The sequence below is a fragment of the Wolbachia endosymbiont of Rhagoletis cerasi genome (genome assembly GCF_018454475.1).
GTDB lineage: Bacteria > Pseudomonadota > Alphaproteobacteria > Rickettsiales > Anaplasmataceae > Wolbachia > Wolbachia pipientis.
Map to the genome: position 1 here is coordinate 143268 of NZ_JADCNC010000009.1, position 17101 is coordinate 160368.

The following is a 17101-nucleotide window of genomic DNA, read 5'->3' on the forward strand; positions in this document are numbered from 1 at the left end:
ACTATAAATATATTTTGGTAAATCCAAATTATTTTAGCTATAAGAGCGTTTTACTTTTTGCTCAGCATATCCATCATAACTGGCTTACTTTTAGTGATTCATGGAGTTAAAAAAGTCAGCATTGCTCTTTGTTAAAAGTAGTTTGTCACGTAAAAATTCCATTGCTTCAACGGGTCCCATAGGATTGAGTATCCTACGCACCACCCATATTTTATTTAGTATAGCCTTATCAACTAATAGCTCTTCCTTCCTTGTTCCGGATTTTGTAATATCAATAGCTGGAAATATACGTTTATCAGAAAGTTTTCTATCAAGTATGATCTCAGCATTTCCTGTACCTTTAAACTCTTCAAAAATAACTTCATCCATTTTTGAACCAGTCTCTATAAGAGCTGTGGCGATTATAGTTAAAGAACCCCCATTCTCAATATTACGAGCTGCTCCAAAAAAGCGTTTTGGTCTCTGCAGTGCGTTTGAATCTACACCACCAGTTAGAACTTTCCCAGACGAAGGAATAACCGCATTATAAGCACGTGCAAGTCTAGTAATATTGTCAAGTAGAATTACCACATCTTTTTTATGCTCAACCATTCTTTTAGCTTTTTCTATTACTATTTCAGCAAGCTGTACGTGACGGTAAGCAGGCTCATCGAATGTAGAACTTACTACCTCACCTTTTACAGAACGTATCATATCTGTTACTTCTTCAGGTCTTTCATCTATAAGTAACACTATTAATTCTACTTCAGGGTGATTTATAGCTATAGAGTTAGCCATTTGCTGAAGCAATACAGTTTTTCCTGTGCGAGGTGGAGCAACTACTAACGCTCTTTGCCCTTTTCCAAGAGGAGCTACTATATCTATAGCACGCATGCTTAAGCCTTTTTTATCATCACCATTATTACACTCAAGTACTATGCTTTCCTCAGGATAAAGAGGAAGCAAATTATCAAAATGGACGTACTTTCTTAATTCACTTACTTCAGTAGAGTTTATACTTTGAACCTTAGTTAAAGTAAAATATCTCTCTTTATCACCAGGTGGCCTTATTTCTCCATATGCCATATCTCCTGTACGTAAATTAAACTTCTTTATTTGCCCGTTAGAAATATAAACATCATCGGTACTTGGGGCATAATTTGCACTTGCTGAACGTAAGAAACCAAAACCATCAGGCAATATTTCCACTATTCCACTCCCTGTGGTTATGCCTCCTTCTTCACTCATTTTTTTCATTAAGCTGAATATTATTTCCTGCTTTAGCATTCTACCATTGCTTTTACCGTTAGTTGAAATTTTTCTTTCTTCAGCTAACTCTAACAATTCTTCTGCTGTTTTCTCTTTTAATTCGCTCAGATCTAATGTTTTTCTGTTTTTCTCAGTACCTTCATTGACCATCTGTTTTACTGTATCGTTATTGTAAATTTGCTCACTTTTTTCAGGTTGAGCTGTAACCTTTCCTTTTGCCAAAACATCTTCATTGATTGTTGTCATAATCCTCCAAAAATTTTAATTGATGCTTACTAACCTAAAATGTGACTATAAGATAATAAATTAGGCTGAGTTAGTTTCAGTGCGTATTAAGCTTAATTATCATTAAACCCCGTACTTTACTTACATTATACTAATAAACACTAGCAAGTCAAGTTAATTTAATGTTAACAAAACACAAAAATTTGAGGATTTTCAATAGCTATTCTTTATATTTTTTTAACCTTTCTTGCTTCTCCTCTTCTACTTTTGCTTTTTCCACTTCTGCTTCTAAATTTTCTTGACTACATAAGCCGAGTAGTACAGGATCTTGGGGTTTTATATTTTGCATGTTATGATGAGATCCATCTCTTACCTGCTCAACTGTGTAATTTGTTGTACTAATTAATTTAGCTATAACGTTATTGTCCAAGATAGGAAATTTTTTTACTAAATAATAAATCGCATCAGGTTTATCTCTACGTCTTGCCGTAGAGGCAAAGCCAAGAATGCTACCAATCGCTTTACTCCTTTTTTTTATATTTTTTATAATCAAATTTGGTACACGATTTGGATTTTTTTTGCAATCATCGATTTCTTTTTCAGTAATTATTCCAGAAATAATAGGGTTATATTTTTCTACTTCTATTTCCTCATCAGCTATGTCTTGTACTTCTTCAAGGGCCAATCTGCAACATTGTGCTATTTGATTAAAAGTTAAACCAGTGTTGTCTACTAACCAAGCAGCTATTTGCACTAGAAACTGTTTATTTCTATCGTTATTGCCCTTAGAAGATTCCATTGACATCAAAAAAGCATCTCCCATTTAAAGTATCCCTTACTGTTATACAGAGCTAAAATATAAACTATTAAAACTAAAAAAGCATTAATTTTGTCATTCAATAACTTTTTGTTTGTCACTTCCCACCTCTTAAGTTAATTAAATGCGCTTACCTTTAAGCATATTTCAAACAAAATATTTCCCCTTCCTAAGGTATAGTATAACTCAGTTAAACATATGTTCCTATTTAAGATTAGAGAGTTAAATTTTAAGTTAATATATTGTAATATTATATATATTAGCTAATAAAGCAACAGGTTTACAAGCATTAAATTATCACTATTCTATAATTAATCATTAATTAACTGGGTTTAAAATGAATGTTAAAAATTTTTTCACTAAAGTAACCGTTGTCCTTTTAGCTTGCTTGTTAATCTTCATGGGAATTGGCAACCTTTTATCAGGTGATGATGAAAAAGAAGAGGTAGCTAGGGTTGGAAAAGAAGTTATAACGTCAGATGAGTATAAGTCGCTATATCAAAATTATGGAAAACAAATTTCTGGATCTGATGCGAGTAGAGAACAAGTAAAAAAGCTGAAATATGATTTGCTTAACGCACTTATAGAGCAAAAACTATTGTTTAACCTAACTAGTGAGCTGGGGTTGACAGTTGGAGAAGAATCTATAAAAAACCATATTAAAAACACCAAATACTTTCAAAATGATAAAGGTGAATTTGACAAAAATAAATTCTATGAAACGCTAAATGACCTGCATATGACAGAGAAAGAGTATATAGCAAAGCTAGAGAAAGTCCTGCCTGCAATGATGTTCATGACTTCATTATTTAAAGATAATTATCCAGTAACTTTTGGCGAGAAAATTGATGAGCAGATATACAAAAGTCGCTACCAAACTAGAGTAGTTGATATTGTTAAAATAACTGAAGATGCAGTTACAAACATTCCTGAACCAGATGATCAAGCCTTACTTGATTTGTACGAAAGAAATAAATCCCATTTTTATTATCCTGAGTATCGAACTGCGCAATATATTTCCCTAGGCCAAAAGTATTTTGAAGATCAAATCAAGATCTCAGATGAAGAAGTTGATGGTATAATAGAACAACAAGAACTTAAAAATCAAAGAGATATATTCAATGCAATATTTTCTACCAAAGAAGAAGCTGAGACAGCAAGAAGAGCATTTGAGGAGGGTAAAACAAGCTTTGAACAGATAGTAGAAGAGTTTGGCAAAGCAAAACTTGAGGAAACTAGAGTAAATAATATAACTAAGGATTTTTTACCAGAAGACGTGAGAGAGAAGGTATTTGCTCTTAAAGTAGGTGAAGTAAGTGAAGTTTTAGCAAGCAGTTTTGGTTGGCACATAGTAAAAGTGGAAAGTGCGCATCAAATCTCTGATGAAGACTTAGTTGATTTAAAAAAAGACATAAAGTCAGTTCTAACTAACCAAAAGTCTTTTGAAAGAGTCAATGATTTCATAAACCAAGTGAACTATAAGATATACAATGGTTCAGAAATTGAAGAAATATTGAGTGAATATAATTTACCTATACAAACTATTGGTCCAGTAGATGCGAGTGGAAAAGATCAAAGCGGTAATAACGTAGGAGATTCTGGTGATTTGATTTCTTTCATTTTTTCGCGAGAAAAGGATCAGAAAGGTTATTTTAAGGGCGTTGGGGACGCTGTTGTTAGTGTAAAAATCATCGATATCGTTCCACCTAAATCACAAAGTTTTGAAGAAGGCAGGGCATTAGCGGTAGAGCTTTGGCGTAGTGAGTTTATAAAAGAAAGAATGTTTAAATTCGGGCAAGAGGTTGCAGTTCAACTAAGAGAAAAAACAGATTTGGAAGAAATTCAAGGTGTGGAATTAGTTAAAGGTCAGCAGATGCACCGCAATAAAGTGGATCAACAAAACTACCCCTTTTCTTTTGTAGAAGAGATTTTCAATATGAAAACAACTGGTTCAGTGACAGATCCTATTCAATACAATAATGAAATTATAATAGGTGTTCTAAAAGAAATGCATTCATCAAATGGCAAATTAAACATGCTTGACACTGGAAAACGTGTGATGATATCGCTAAAAGAGCAATTAATTAGCTATCTGGAATCAAAGTATAAAGTCGAAGTTAATCACGCTATACTTGATGATATATAGTCAAAAATCTTATAAGTTGCTTCAAACGCATCCAGTGCCCAGACACACAACTGTACGAACATTGCGATTTGAGAGCAATCTTCACTAGAAAGGATGTCATCCCAGTGCCCAGACACTGGGATCCAGGAATTTTATTAAGTTGGTAAGCATAAAAGTAGCCGTTTTATGTTAAAATACAACGTTTTAATGATTAAAAAAAGGCTGGATTCCAGTGTCAAGCACTGGAATGACACCATTTGCTGTGCAATTTACCTTCAAAAATGAATGTTCGTATAGCTGTGCGCCCGGCACTGCCCTACATTATTGGTAATTATATTATAAGGTGCAAAAGTTGTATAATTCATTTGACTTAAAACGGCTCATTGTATAAAATTGTGGCTAATATATGAATAAAGGTTAACATGGCAGTTAAAATAAGGTTGGCGAGGTTTGGCGCAAAGAAACGCCCTTTTTATAGGATAGTTGTAGCTGATTCACGAGCACCAAGAGATGGGCGTTTTATTGAGAAAATAGGACAATATGATCCAATGTTACCAAAAGACAATAAAAATCGTGTTGTGGTGAAAGCTGATAGATTAAAACATTGGCTAAGTGTAGGCGCGCAGGCAACTGAAAGAGTACTGTGGTTTATCAAAAAAGGCATAGTAACTTTAGAAACAGAACCAAAGAAAACAGAAAAGAAGAAAGTAGAGAACGAGAAAGCACAAGGGCAAGAGGCATAAGTCTCTTAAAATGCTAATAACAAACAGCGATAGATTAGACGATATTGTATCTTCTGATTTGTCAGCTATGAATGACTTTGTCTTCAAAAATGTCAATGATGAAGATGCTAAGCTTGCTACTGATATTATATCTCATCTTGTTAGGTCAGGTGGAAAAAAAATAAGGCCTAAACTAGTTTTTATTATATGTAAAATGCTAAACTATTCTGGGGAGAATAGGATCAATGTTGCTGCATCGGTAGAGTTTATACACAATGCTACTTTACTTCATGATGATGTGCTCGATGAAAGTGAGGCACGCCATGGAGTTAAAACAGCGAATAAGATTTGGGGAAATAAATCAAGCATTTTAGTTGGTGATCTATTGTTGACACTAGCATTTAGATGGCTTATAGAGTGTGGAAATTTAAATATTCTCTCTATTTTATCTAAAGCATCGCATTTACTTGTGAAGGGTGAAATAAAGCAGATGACAGCACGCTTTGACCCCCACACAGTCAGGGAAAATTATTTTGATATCATTGGAGAAAAGACAGCATCTTTATTTTCTGCATGCTGTGAAGCTGCATCAACAGTATCTGGTGCAACAAATGACGAAACAGAGAGGCTAAAGAATTTTGGTTTTAATTTTGGTATGGCATTTCAAATAGTTGATGATATGCTCGATTATACTGCTAATCAAGGCACTTCTGGAAAGCAAGTCGGAAAAGACTTTTTCGAAGGTAAAGTCACCTTACCTGCTATTATAGCATACGAAAAGGGCAGTCCAGCAGAGCAAAAATTCTGGGAAAAATGCTTTTCTTCAGCTAGACACAATTTTGACCAAGCATTACACTATATTAATCACCATAATGCCATTCAGCTTTCTATGGAAAAAGCTAGACACTACATTAATATGGCACAAAATGATATTAGTACTTTTTCTGATTCTTTTTATAAAACTACTTTAATTAACTTTTTAAATGCGAGCATAGAAAGACGAATGTAGCTGGCGCTTGATATTTTCAGATTAATTGTTATATATTTATTAGATTCTTAAGGGTAATGATATGTCAGATAGCAGTAAGGAGAAAAAGAAGAAGTTTGCTGATATGGTAAGTAGGCAGAAAGGTGACGACCAACAAAGTGATAACCATAAGCAAGCTGATGATTTAAATGAAGATCTCAATACATTAAAAGAACGTGCAGTTCAGCTTGAAGATCATTTACGCCGTGCTGTTGCAGATAATGAAAACGTCAAACGTATAATGCAAAAGCAAATTAGCGATGCAAGTGACTACGCAGTCACAAAACTTGCACGTGATATGATCGACTCGTGCGACAATTTAAAAAGAGTAATGGAAATTTTGAAAGACGGTGATCCTGTTCATGAGGGGATTAAAGTAGCTTATCAAAAAATTATAAATGATCTAAAAAAACATGGAATAGAGGAAGTAGATCCACTTGGTGAGCTTTTTGATAGTAATTTACACCAAGCTGTTGTGGAAAGAGAAGACAATGAAAAAAAGCCTGGCACCATTGTAGAAGTACTACAAACTGGTTATACTATCAAAAATAGGTTGCTCCGTCCTGCAATGGTTATTCTTTCTAAGAAATCTGCTGATTGTGGAAGCGATTAGCATGAGGTAAAAGTATAATGACAAGTATTGTCTTTTCAGGTATCCAGCCAAGTGGCGTACTACATTTAGGTAATTATCTTGGTGCAATCAAACAGTGGATAGACTTACAGGATAAATACAAATCTCTTTTTTGTATTGTCGACCTACACGCAATCACAGCAAATAAGCTTCCCGCAAGTGAATTAAAAAGTAATATTTTCAAAACAGCAGCAGCTTATATTGCATGCGGAATAGATACAGAAAAGTCCATTATTTTTAGTCAGTCCACAGTTAGTGGTCATGCAGAACTGGGCTGGCTGCTTGGATGCTATACACCAATTGGTTGGCTTAATCGCATGACTCAATTTAAAGATAAAGCTGGCAGCGATAAACAAAAAGCCTCTCTTGGATTATATAGTTATCCAGTACTTATGGCTGCAGATATATTGTTGTATCAAACTAAATACGTTCCTGTTGGTGATGATCAAAAACAGCATTTGGAGCTTGCACGTGATATTGCATCAGCTTTTAACAATCATTATAAGCTGGATTATTTCATCGTACCTGAAATCTTAACTTTGGATTGCACATCAAGGATAATGAGCTTAAGGGATGGCACAAGCAAGATGAGTAAATCTGATCCTTCAGAACATTCGTGCATTAACCTTGATGATACGGATGACTTAATTGTCAAAAAAATAGAAAAAGCAAAAACAGATTCAATTCTAGGCTTTGCTACTTTAAAGTGCCGACCAGAAATAAGCAATTTGATAAACATTTATTCAGTGCTTAGTAATGTAAATGCGGAAAAAGTATGTGAAGAAGTGAACAAACATGACATGAAGCACTTCAAAAAAGAGTTAGCTGATTTAATTATCAGTGTTATATCACCCATACGTGAGAAAATGAATGATCTTTTAAAAGACCAATTCCATTTACATGAAATATTAAAAAAAGGCACAAAGAAAGCAGCAGAAATTGCAACCCATAATATAAAAGAAATCAAGGATATTATTGGATTTGCTCAATATCTGTAAGGTTCCAAAGTGTGATGGTGCGAACCGTCATACCGCCGCGGTATCTCAGCCGCTAACACGTAGCGGGATGACGGTTTTTCAAATTGTCGGTAAATCTAAGTCAGTTTAGCTATAGGCAGCAATTTTCTGTATTTATTTTAAGTTGAAGAAAGCTCAAATGAAAAATCGTGTTTTGCTAAAAATCACAGAATGCAGTCTGGTTACAAAATTCTCTAATGGTCTTAAATAAAACTTCCAGTGAATGATTGTCAGACATATTGTGCTCTGCTGATTTTATTAAGTGTACTTCAACATCGGTTGACTTAATTTTTTCAGCTAAATTCAATGAAGTTTGATAAGGAACATCTTTATCATTAATGCTATGCAGCAAGCGCACAGGACAGTTTATATCTATTGTCTTTTTGTTTAAAAGAAGGTTCTTTCTGCCATCTTCGATCAAATTTTTAGTTATTTTGTATGTACAATGCTCTGAAGTAAAATCTATTACACCTTTAGAATCTAGTTCTTCTTTTTGCTTGCCTGACAATTGCTTGAATATCAAATCTTCAGTAAAATCGGGAGCAGACGATATACCAATTAGTGCTGCAATTTTTTCTGGAAATTGAAGGGCAGTGAGCAACATCAGCCATCCTCCCATACTTGAACCTATAATTATTTGTTTATCGCTAGTTAATTCACTCATTACTTTAGCACAATTTTTTTGCCAATCACTTATCGTGTAATCAATAAAATTACCACTTGAATGACCGTGACCAAAATAATCAAATAGCACAAGTGCTACGTCATTTTCTTGGCAAAATTTGTAAATAGCAGTTGCTTTAGTTCCATCCATATTGGATGCAAATCCACCGAAAAAAACTACAGAAGCTTTCTTTCCTTGTAGCTTTCGATATGCTATGTGACCATTATTTCCATCAAACAATTTACAATAATCCATACTACTTTGGCAAAGCAACCGGGCTATCACTCAATTGATGCAAATAACTAACTAGATCTGCAATTTCTTGTGGATTGGAAATACCTGCAAATGCCATACGTGTACCTTTTATATAGGCTTTTGGGTTCTTTAAAAAGGCAAATAGCTCCTCATACCCCCATTTTCCACCTCTTTCAAGCACTGCTTTTGAGTAATTGAATGAGTTACCAAGATGGGCCTTTTTATTTCCAACTATGTTCCATAAGTTTGGTCCTACTTTATTCATTCCACCTTTCTCAAAACTATGGCAGGCTATACATTTTTTTGCTGCTGATTTACCTTTCTCAAAGCTAGCATTCTGCATGAGCGCTCCAATATCAAGCGCCACTTGCTCGATTTTTTGCTGGAACTCATTGCTACCAGCAGCTACTATCGTTTGGTGTTCAATCTTATATTCTTCTGGACTGTAAAGCATATCAACTACATTACTAACTATCATAATGATTAGCCCAGAAAGTAAAATCGATGCTGCAATCTTATTAAGCTCCATAGTTAATTTTTATTAAGTAATGTTACTTAAATTATGCGAATATTTTCGCAAATAGCAACCAATTACCTTGAAGCTCGCTAAAGATGAGAGTCTCTATAGCTGACCCAAGAAAGGTTTTCCTACGTCCATACCGCCGCGAACCGTCATACCGCGATTCATTCGCGGTATCTCAGCCGCTAACAAGAGATCCCGCTAACAAGTAGCGGGATGACGAGGTTCACTGCCATTAAGTTAAGGAAAGAATGGTTAAAAACTGAACTAAAAAGTCAGAAATAATTAAGGATTTATGACAAATACTGAAACAGAATAGAGTAAACTTTAAAGCAGATAAACTCTGAAGTGTAAATTACTTAAGAAATAGTTTGTTTAGAAGTCATTTTACAGGAGCTATGGCAATAAGCTACCCAGTTATTATCAGAAGATATGAATACTACCTCTAGTCAAAATATGTGTTTTCTAACCCTTTTTTGGTAATTGAACGAACGAAGATAAGGTACCTTATGACGATCAACTTTCCTTCCCTTTCTTACCGCCAAAGTGTTCATCAAAAATAGCTTTGATAATTGATCCATAATGCAGTCAGTATCCGATTCCGTAGCAAAAATGTCGAAAGCCAAGTTTTTGATCGCGTTAAATGAGACAGATTTGTTAATGCTCCTCTTAAGCTTATCATCGGTTAAGTCCATATTCAACGCTTCTTCTACATCTTCTGTCATAACACTTTCTAGGTTGCTAATAAAGATAGCTGACCAAAAATCCTGTTTAACAGACTCAACACTTTTTCCTGTAAAATTTTCTAGACTTAGTCTTCCTTTGAGTTTTGCAAAAAATGTCTCAACTCCCCAGCGTAAAAAATATAACTCCTTAAATCCTCCAGTTTGAAACTTTTGTTCATCCATTAATGATGTAGCTAACACTTCAATTTCACCAGATGGCAGTACCACTTTGAAGCGTTATTCCACTATTTTCTTGTTTTATCTTACGCTGAGCACATATGGTAACCTCAACACTAGATGGGCTTTTTTCTTCAAACATAGCATTCACTTCATTAAAAGATGATCTGGGACATCGAATGACATAAGCAATTTTTCTTTTTGTAAGGCTAGAAAGAAATTTATAAGATAAATATACAAATCAGTAAGTCATTAGTATTTACAACTTTAAGCATTTCATCTGCTAAGTTAATTTCATGAGTGTTACCTCTATCTAACACTGACCTTATGGCAACATTATTTAGCACATCTTAACAAACCGCAAAGGTTGCACTTGCATAATCACCTAAATCTTTTGGTTTTTGGTTACGTATTTTTCTTGAGCCAAATTCATTTTTTATTTCAACGCTTGTTGGTAAAATGATTTTGGAGGCATCAAGAGCTAACACTCTAAAGCCAAAACAAGTTTTAAATTTTTGGTCTTGGTAGTACAAGGAAACCACACCTTCGTTAATTTCTGAAAATGCACTGTGTTTCATTTTTTTTCTTGCTTGACTAAAAGCACTAGCAGTAACGGTATAGTCTTTTTTCCTATATAAAATAAATTCGTTTAGTATTACTTGCAGCGACTTTACACTTTTTCTTAAAATTAAGATAAATATGTCAATAAAAGATAACTTCCTCTTTCTCATAAAATCTTTTGAAGATGATTTATGGGATTATATAAATTCTAGACTTGCCAATTCATTTTGAATAAATTTTATTACTGCCTTTTTTACTCATACTACCTTTAAACTTATTGGTATACATCATTATCCCATAAAATCTATCTTTTTTCCTTAACTTAATGGCAGTGTGACGAGGTTATCGTCATGCCGCCACGAACCGTCATACCGCGATTCATTCGCGGTATCTCTTAGCCGCTAACAAGTAGCTGGATGACGATTGTCAGGGTGTAATCCCAGTGTCCCTATGATGTCATCCCAGTGCCCAGACACTGGGATCCAGGAAAGTTTGCTTGTAAGCAAGCAAACTAGCACAGAAAGTGGTTACAACATTTTCGATGAGATTATATGGAAAACTGGATCCCAGTGTCAAGCACTGGGATGACAAAAAAAGGAGCACTGGAATGGCACCATTTGTTATGTTTAACAAAGTTCGTACTTAGCTTCATGTTAGCCATAAATATTTAAGAAATTTACCAAATGGAAAAAAAGGCAAAAGAAGCCCCATGGTTAACTAGTTCTGACACTGGTTTCCATCCAAGACGGCAGTAGCCCCTTCGGTGTCATTCCAGTGTCAAGCACTGGAATGACACCATTTTGGATGGAAACCAGTGTCAAGCACTGGAATGACAAAGGAGAGCAGTGTCAGCTACTTGGATGACACCTTTTTTCTACTTAGTGTGGGTTATACAAGAAGTCTATTGTATAGCTATTGCTGATTGTATATTACTTATAGCTTATCTATTCAAATTTTGACTTTATTTTTCATAATTCATTATTGACAGAAATTATTAATTGGGTTATTATTAAATTATCGTTAACAAGTGAGGCAAAGAAATGATGACATCCAATAATTCTTCATTGCTAAAAGATAGTCAGGAGCTTACTAAAACTAAGGGGACTATATGGAAACCTTTAATTGCTGTTTCATTATTATCTGTATTTAGTTTTACAGCTGGTCAATATCTTCCTTATGTTATTATAGCAGTGTCTGGTTCTGGTGCCATTGCAGCAGTTCCTTTAGCAATCTTTGCTGTTTCTGCGGTTGTTGCACTTATTTCAGTGACATATCTTGTTAAACTGGCTATTTCTAGAGATGATAATAAGAAAGAAGCAGGTCTTAATGGACAGGAATTCGGCCATACTCCATCTCAAGAACCACAAAAATTTGTGTGTAAAAATTGTACTAATCTGGAGAATAAATCAAATGTACCTACTCCTCAATCACCTCCAGTAACGTTTGGAACACAACCAAATCCAAGTGCCAATATGCTACAGCCGCCGCCTCCTCCTCTATCAAGCTGTGCATCACCACCACCTCCTCCTATGCCAACTCCTGAGCAATTGAATCAAACAAGTGGTGCAGTACCTCCACCACCTCCTCCTCAAAATTCATCAACTCAACAGGGTAGTAATGATTTACTTAATAGTATAAAAAAAGCTGGCGGTAAGGCAGGTATGAGCAAAGAACAGAAAAAAGCACGCGATGAAAAATTAAAACAAAATAGGGAAAAACGAGAAAAGAATAGTGAAGGTGAGCAAACAGATTCCAAAAATGCTTTACTTGCAGAAATAAGAGGAGGTTTTAAATTGAAATCAGTTAATAAAAATCAACAAAGCCCTGAGAAGAGTACTCCAAAAACAGAGTGTGATATAGCTGTTATTCTTCCAAGGAGAGTAGCCATGGAATGCTCAGATAGTGAAAGTGAGAGTTCTAGTAGAGAGTCAGGTTGGTCTGATGAAGGCGAACAGGAAGAAGTAGAACCGAAACAAAAGATGCTGACAAAACACAGGAAAAAATCTATGCCTTCAAACCCCCAATCGTTCCATAAAGAAAGAAGCAAGAGTCCTGACAGTGGGCATGTATCTGGTGATGATGCAAAACCTGAACCCACATCTCCGTCACATCCTGCACCAGAGGCAGGGAAGCCACCGATACCGCCTAAGCCTGCTGGTTTACAAACGAAACCTGAAGCTCCTCCTGTAAAAGAAGAGAGTCCAGTAAGCAGTGAGATGAAAGATCCATCTACTCTTTCTGTTGAGGATCGCATAGCACAGTTTGGTGGAAAAGCGTTGCGATGCCAAAAGGAAAATGTTGTACAAGGACTATGATAACTATGAAATGGTCAGCCATGCACTTCCCTTCTTTTTCAAAATAAGTTTACCTATAGATCTGATTGTATTAAGATTGTTTAATACAATCAGATCTATTATATGCGTTTATCCAAGTATTACTTACCAACTCTAAAGGAAAAGCCTGCTCATGCTAAAATTATCTCCCATCAATATTCTTTACGTGCAGGTTTAATAAAGCAGATAGCATCTGGCATTTATTCCTGGTTACCACTTGGTCTCTTAGTGCTTAAAAATATTGAAGACATTATCAGAGATGAAATGAACAAATCCGGTGCTATTGAAGTGTTGATGCCTTGTGTCCAACCAGCAAATCTTTGGCGAGAATCAGGGCGTTACGATGATTACGGTAAGGAAATGTTACGTATAAGGGATAGGCATGAGGAAGACATGCTTTTTGGTCCAACGCACGAGGAGGTGGCAACTGATCTAATTAGAGATATGGTAAAAAGTTACAAAGATTTGCCACTTTGTTTATACCAAATTCAATGGAAGTTTCGTGATGAGGTAAGACCACGTTATGGTGTTATGAGGGGCAGGGAATTTTTGATGAAGGATGCGTACAGTTTTGATGTAGATTACGAAGGTGCACTGAATTCATATAATTTGATGTACAAAACTTACATAAAAATCTTCAAACGCATGGGACTTACCCCAATTGGAGTGAGAGCTGATACGGGGCCAATTGGAGGAAATTTGAGCCACGAGTTTCATATATTGGCAAACACTGGTGAAAGCACTTTATATTACGACAACAAATTTTCTGAGTTGCTAGAAAGCGAAGATGTTGAAAGTTTGAAGAGTATATACGCAGTTGCAGATGATATGCATGATCCTGAGACTTGCCCTATATCACAAGAGCAGTTAAATGTTAGTAAAGGTATTGAAATAGGGCATATTTTTTATTTTGGCGACAAATACTCAAAGCCTATGAAGGCAAGTGTTACTTCTCAAGATGGAAAAAATGTCAATATACATATGGGTTCGTATGGCATTGGAGTTTCAAGGCTTGTCGGTGCAATAATAGAAGCTTTTCATGATGATAAAGGAATTATCTGGCCAGAATCGGTGGCTCCTTTCAGAATTGGTTTAATCAATTTACAAACGAAAGTAACGGAGGCTGCAGATAAAATATACAAAGCTTTGAAGAGCGATGAAGTGCTTTACGATGACACGGAAGGAAGTGTAGGAGTAAAATTTTCTAGAATGGATCTGATAGGCTTGCCGTGGCAAATAATTGTCGGAAAAAAGGCAATAGATGAAAAGATAGTTGAAGTAAAAAATAGAGCAACTGGAGAGGTAAAGGAAATGCAGATTGAGGAAGCAATAAATCACTTTAGCACAAAATGATACACGGTATCGGCACTGACATAGTATATATACCAAGAGTATCGAGGATATTACAAAAATACGGGGAAAAATTTCTCAATAGAATCTACACTGAGAAAGAAATAGAGCTAAGTAGAAAGTATAATAGTCAAGAAATGCGAGCAAGGTATTTTGCTAAACGCTTTGCAGCAAAAGAAGCTTTTGTTAAAGCACGAGGTACTGGATTTAGTCAGGGCATTACAATGAAAGATATAGAAATATACAATGATGTGAGAGGCAAGCCATATCTTACCGTTAGCAAGGATTTTATCTCCAAAATTCATCTTTCTTTAAGTGACGATGGAGATTACGCTACTGCATTTGTTGTAATTTGCGTCTAGCAGATATTTTCAATTTATGCAGTTGATTTTATGCTACTTGTAGCATGCACAACAACTAAAAAAACATAGCGGTTTTTCTATGATTTTAGTATAATTCTAGCTTTACCTAAACAAAAAGATGAATTATTTAATGGACTGTGTTTTAACGTCTCTTTCCTTACCATTTTCAATTACTGAGAATTATTTATTAATTACTGCGTTGATTCCACTTTTAAGTGCGTTAGTTATTTTTTTTACTGGTAAATGGCCCGGAGTGAACAATAGTATTACTGTCACTTCTTCTGTACTTCTGTTTACGTATACGTGTCTGTGCACTTTATATTGGGTATATGGTGATCATTCTCAATTTATTCTCATGGATTTTGGTAATAATTTGCACATTAGTTTAAAGCTAGAGTCTACTGGAGTAGTATTCAGTTTATTAATATCGTTTTTATGGATACTAACCAGTGTATATGCAATATGTTATATGCAGAATAACTATGCTGATAGCAATCACTCAAGTTTTCTATGCTTTTTTTCAATATCGATTAGCTGTGCAATGTTTATTGCTTTTTCTGGAGACTTGCTCACTACATTTGTCTTTTATGAGCTTCTAACTATTAGTACATACCCTCTGGTTACTTACAACTCAACAAATGAATCAATGATTGCAGGACGCTATTACTTTGGCGTGCTATTTTTCTCTTCTTTGGTATTGTTTTTTCCTGCAATAGGCCTTTTATATAATGAATTTCATACTTTAGACTTTGTAAGCGGTGGAATATTCAAATTTGATACTTCACTCATCACTTTCATTGCAGTGTGTTTTGCTATGCTGATTTACGGAATAGGAAAAGCTGCATTAATGCCAATGCATTTTTGGTTACCAAAAGCAATGGTTGCACCAACTCCTGTGAGTGCACTACTGCATGCTGTTGCTGTTGTGAAATCCGGAGTTTTCATTATCATAAAAGTTATATTATACACTTTCGGCGTCGATAACATGCAACGTTTTGTGCAGCAAAATTGGTTTGCTGGAGGGTGGCTTCCGTACGCTGCTGGATTTACTATTATTACTGCATCATTGATTGCACTAAAGCAAAAAGAATTAAAGAAGTTGCTTGCTTACTCTACCATCTCTCAATTGTCGTATATTATATTATTCGCTTCAATTTTTAGTGATCTCAGCATGAGGGTTGCAATTTTTCAATTAGTTTGCCACGCATTTGCAAAAATCACTTTGTTTTTCGTTGCCGGAGCAATAATAACGAGAGCAGGTGAGAAATATATAGATAAGATTTACGGTATAGGACGCAGTATGCCAATTAGCATGACAGCATTTGCTATAGGTGCATTGTCTATGATAGGGGTGCCGCCTGCTCCGACTTTTTGGGGTAAATTTCTCATTTTTCAAGCTGTTTTCAACTCTGGCAATGTAATACTTTCTGTGTTTGTAACTCTAGTGTTAATTGTTAGTACTATACTCAACGCTCTGTACTTTTTACCGATAATTTACAATGCCTTTTTCTTAAAACCTTCTCAGAATTACTTTATTAAAAAAACACCAATTCTTCTAGTTTTACCTCCAGTTATTACTGCTATGTGCACTTTGGTTATTTTTTTTAGCTACCAAGTAATATTTTAAAATCTGTATTTATAACCATTAACAATAAATTTAAATGGTATTATACCAGCCAGAGTTGCTTTTATATTCGACAAAGTGAAGCTAATCTCCACAGTATCCTCCTTATTTTGCTCGGTTGTAAAAACTACAGTAGCATTTCCAGCAAATGTAACTAAGTCCTTGGTCGATCGATCAATAGATAATGTTATTACATTTATGTTGGCGATTTTTCTTTTAGATAAAGACAAATTACCAGCTTCATTATTCGTTTTTTCCTGAAAGCCTTGATAGATTTTATGTATAGAATTGTTTCTTATAAAATCTTCTTGGTACTTCGGTTCAACGATCTTAATGGACTCGTATATTTCAATGTATTTACTTATTAAGTACCTCGCTGTGGAAGTGTATTCATCTTCCTTTTTACTGAAACTAAGCTTATGCATTGCAGAGAACTCATCTTCTGTGTGGTTCATATACTTCACAAAATTTAAATCTTTTTTAATAGGAAATAACAGGTATATGTTTAATGTTAATAAACATAAGCATACTAGGAGAAGCGATACTATTAATGCCATCCAAGATCTTTCTGCTACACAAAACAGATACCTATGGCAGTACCATTCGACTGCTTTACTGAAATAACTTTTGTTTTTTACTGATTCAAGCAATTTATCTTCCATAACACAATACTACCAGACCTAATCGGATCATTATAATAACAATAAGCTTAGATACTC

At 35.0% G+C, this 17101-nt stretch carries 16 protein-coding genes and 1 pseudogene; 10 read left to right on the forward strand and 7 right to left on the reverse strand.

Going from position 1 to position 17101, the window contains the following annotated elements; all coding sequences use genetic code 11:
• Positions 1-90: 90 nt before the first annotated feature.
• Positions 91-1494: a transcription termination factor Rho gene (gene rho / locus INQ25_RS03070; RefSeq protein ID WP_007549497.1), complete on the reverse strand. Its 1404-nt coding sequence runs from the start codon at positions 1492-1494 to the stop codon at positions 91-93.
• A gap of 199 nt (positions 1495-1693) precedes the next feature.
• On the reverse strand, positions 1694-2296 hold the full coding sequence (locus tag INQ25_RS03075) for a cell cycle transcriptional regulator TrcR (protein ID WP_010082495.1): 603 nt from the start codon (positions 2294-2296) through the stop codon (positions 1694-1696).
• Between the two features lie 331 nt (positions 2297-2627).
• Here INQ25_RS03075 and INQ25_RS03080 point away from each other — a divergent pair, with 331 nt between their 5' ends.
• The 5 genes from INQ25_RS03080 to trpS all read left to right on the forward strand — a co-directional run bounded on the left by INQ25_RS03080 (position 2628) and on the right by trpS (position 7793).
• A complete protein-coding gene (locus INQ25_RS03080; protein ID WP_213863037.1) occupies positions 2628-4436 on the forward strand; it encodes a peptidylprolyl isomerase in 1809 nt (602 codons plus the stop codon).
• 401 nt (positions 4437-4837) lie between these two features.
• Positions 4838-5158: a 30S ribosomal protein S16 gene (gene rpsP, locus INQ25_RS03090; RefSeq protein WP_006279266.1), complete on the forward strand. Its 321-nt coding sequence runs from the start codon at positions 4838-4840 to the stop codon at positions 5156-5158.
• A 10-nt stretch (positions 5159-5168) separates the two neighbouring features.
• Entirely contained in the window at positions 5169-6146 is a 978-nt protein-coding gene (locus INQ25_RS03095) for a polyprenyl synthetase family protein (protein WP_213863038.1), read from the forward strand.
• Positions 6147-6207: 61 nt separating this feature from the next.
• Positions 6208-6777, forward strand: a complete 570-nt coding sequence (locus INQ25_RS03100) for a nucleotide exchange factor GrpE (RefSeq protein WP_213863039.1) — start codon at positions 6208-6210, stop codon at positions 6775-6777.
• A 17-nt stretch (positions 6778-6794) separates the two neighbouring features.
• Positions 6795-7793, forward strand: coding sequence for a tryptophan--tRNA ligase (gene trpS, locus INQ25_RS03105; protein WP_006280207.1), 999 nt, complete (start codon positions 6795-6797; stop codon positions 7791-7793).
• Positions 7794-7968: 175 nt separating this feature from the next.
• Here the strand turns inward: trpS and INQ25_RS03110 are convergent, their stop codons facing one another.
• The 3 genes and pseudogenes from INQ25_RS03110 to INQ25_RS03120 all read right to left on the reverse strand — a co-directional run bounded on the left by INQ25_RS03110 (position 7969) and on the right by INQ25_RS03120 (position 10955).
• On the reverse strand, positions 7969-8730 hold the full coding sequence (locus INQ25_RS03110) for an alpha/beta hydrolase (protein WP_012673268.1): 762 nt from the start codon (positions 8728-8730) through the stop codon (positions 7969-7971).
• A gap of 1 nt (position 8731) precedes the next feature.
• Positions 8732-9259 (reverse strand): c-type cytochrome, encoded by a 528-nt coding sequence (locus tag INQ25_RS03115; RefSeq protein ID WP_010082469.1) that lies wholly within the window; start codon positions 9257-9259, stop codon positions 8732-8734.
• A gap of 440 nt (positions 9260-9699) precedes the next feature.
• Positions 9700-10955, reverse strand: a pseudogene (locus INQ25_RS03120) (IS4 family transposase).
• Positions 10956-11136: 181 nt separating this feature from the next.
• On the opposite strand from INQ25_RS03120, the gene INQ25_RS03125 reads away from it, so the two are divergent.
• The gene (locus INQ25_RS03125) at positions 11137-11301 is read left to right on the forward strand and encodes a hypothetical protein (RefSeq protein WP_162829040.1); all 165 of its coding nucleotides are present in this window, start codon (positions 11137-11139) and stop codon (positions 11299-11301) included.
• A gap of 125 nt (positions 11302-11426) precedes the next feature.
• On the opposite strand, the gene INQ25_RS06610 is transcribed toward INQ25_RS03125, so the two are convergent.
• Positions 11427-11549, reverse strand: a complete 123-nt coding sequence (locus INQ25_RS06610; RefSeq protein ID WP_281410243.1) for a hypothetical protein — start codon at positions 11547-11549, stop codon at positions 11427-11429.
• 204 nt (positions 11550-11753) lie between these two features.
• Between INQ25_RS06610 and INQ25_RS03130 the strand changes: the two genes are divergently transcribed.
• The 4 genes from INQ25_RS03130 to INQ25_RS03145 all read left to right on the forward strand — a co-directional run bounded on the left by INQ25_RS03130 (position 11754) and on the right by INQ25_RS03145 (position 16385).
• Positions 11754-13028: a WH2 domain-containing protein gene (locus INQ25_RS03130; RefSeq protein WP_213863040.1), complete on the forward strand. Its 1275-nt coding sequence runs from the start codon at positions 11754-11756 to the stop codon at positions 13026-13028.
• Between the two features lie 102 nt (positions 13029-13130).
• Positions 13131-14399, forward strand: a complete 1269-nt coding sequence (gene proS / locus INQ25_RS03135; protein WP_015589211.1) for a proline--tRNA ligase — start codon at positions 13131-13133, stop codon at positions 14397-14399.
• Positions 14396-14758: a holo-[acyl-carrier-protein] synthase gene (locus INQ25_RS03140; RefSeq protein ID WP_213863041.1), complete on the forward strand. Its 363-nt coding sequence runs from the start codon at positions 14396-14398 to the stop codon at positions 14756-14758. The genes proS and INQ25_RS03140 overlap by 4 nt, the downstream gene beginning before the upstream one ends.
• Before the next feature lie 130 nt (positions 14759-14888).
• On the forward strand, positions 14889-16385 hold the full coding sequence (locus INQ25_RS03145) for a proton-conducting transporter transmembrane domain-containing protein (protein ID WP_213863042.1): 1497 nt from the start codon (positions 14889-14891) through the stop codon (positions 16383-16385).
• Here the strand turns inward: INQ25_RS03145 and INQ25_RS03150 are convergent.
• The gene (locus INQ25_RS03150) at positions 16382-17044 is read right to left on the reverse strand and encodes a conjugal transfer protein TraJ (RefSeq protein ID WP_213863043.1); all 663 of its coding nucleotides are present in this window, start codon (positions 17042-17044) and stop codon (positions 16382-16384) included. The two genes, INQ25_RS03145 and INQ25_RS03150, sit on opposite strands and share 4 nt — an antisense overlap.
• Between the last annotated feature and the right edge of the window lie 57 nt (positions 17045-17101).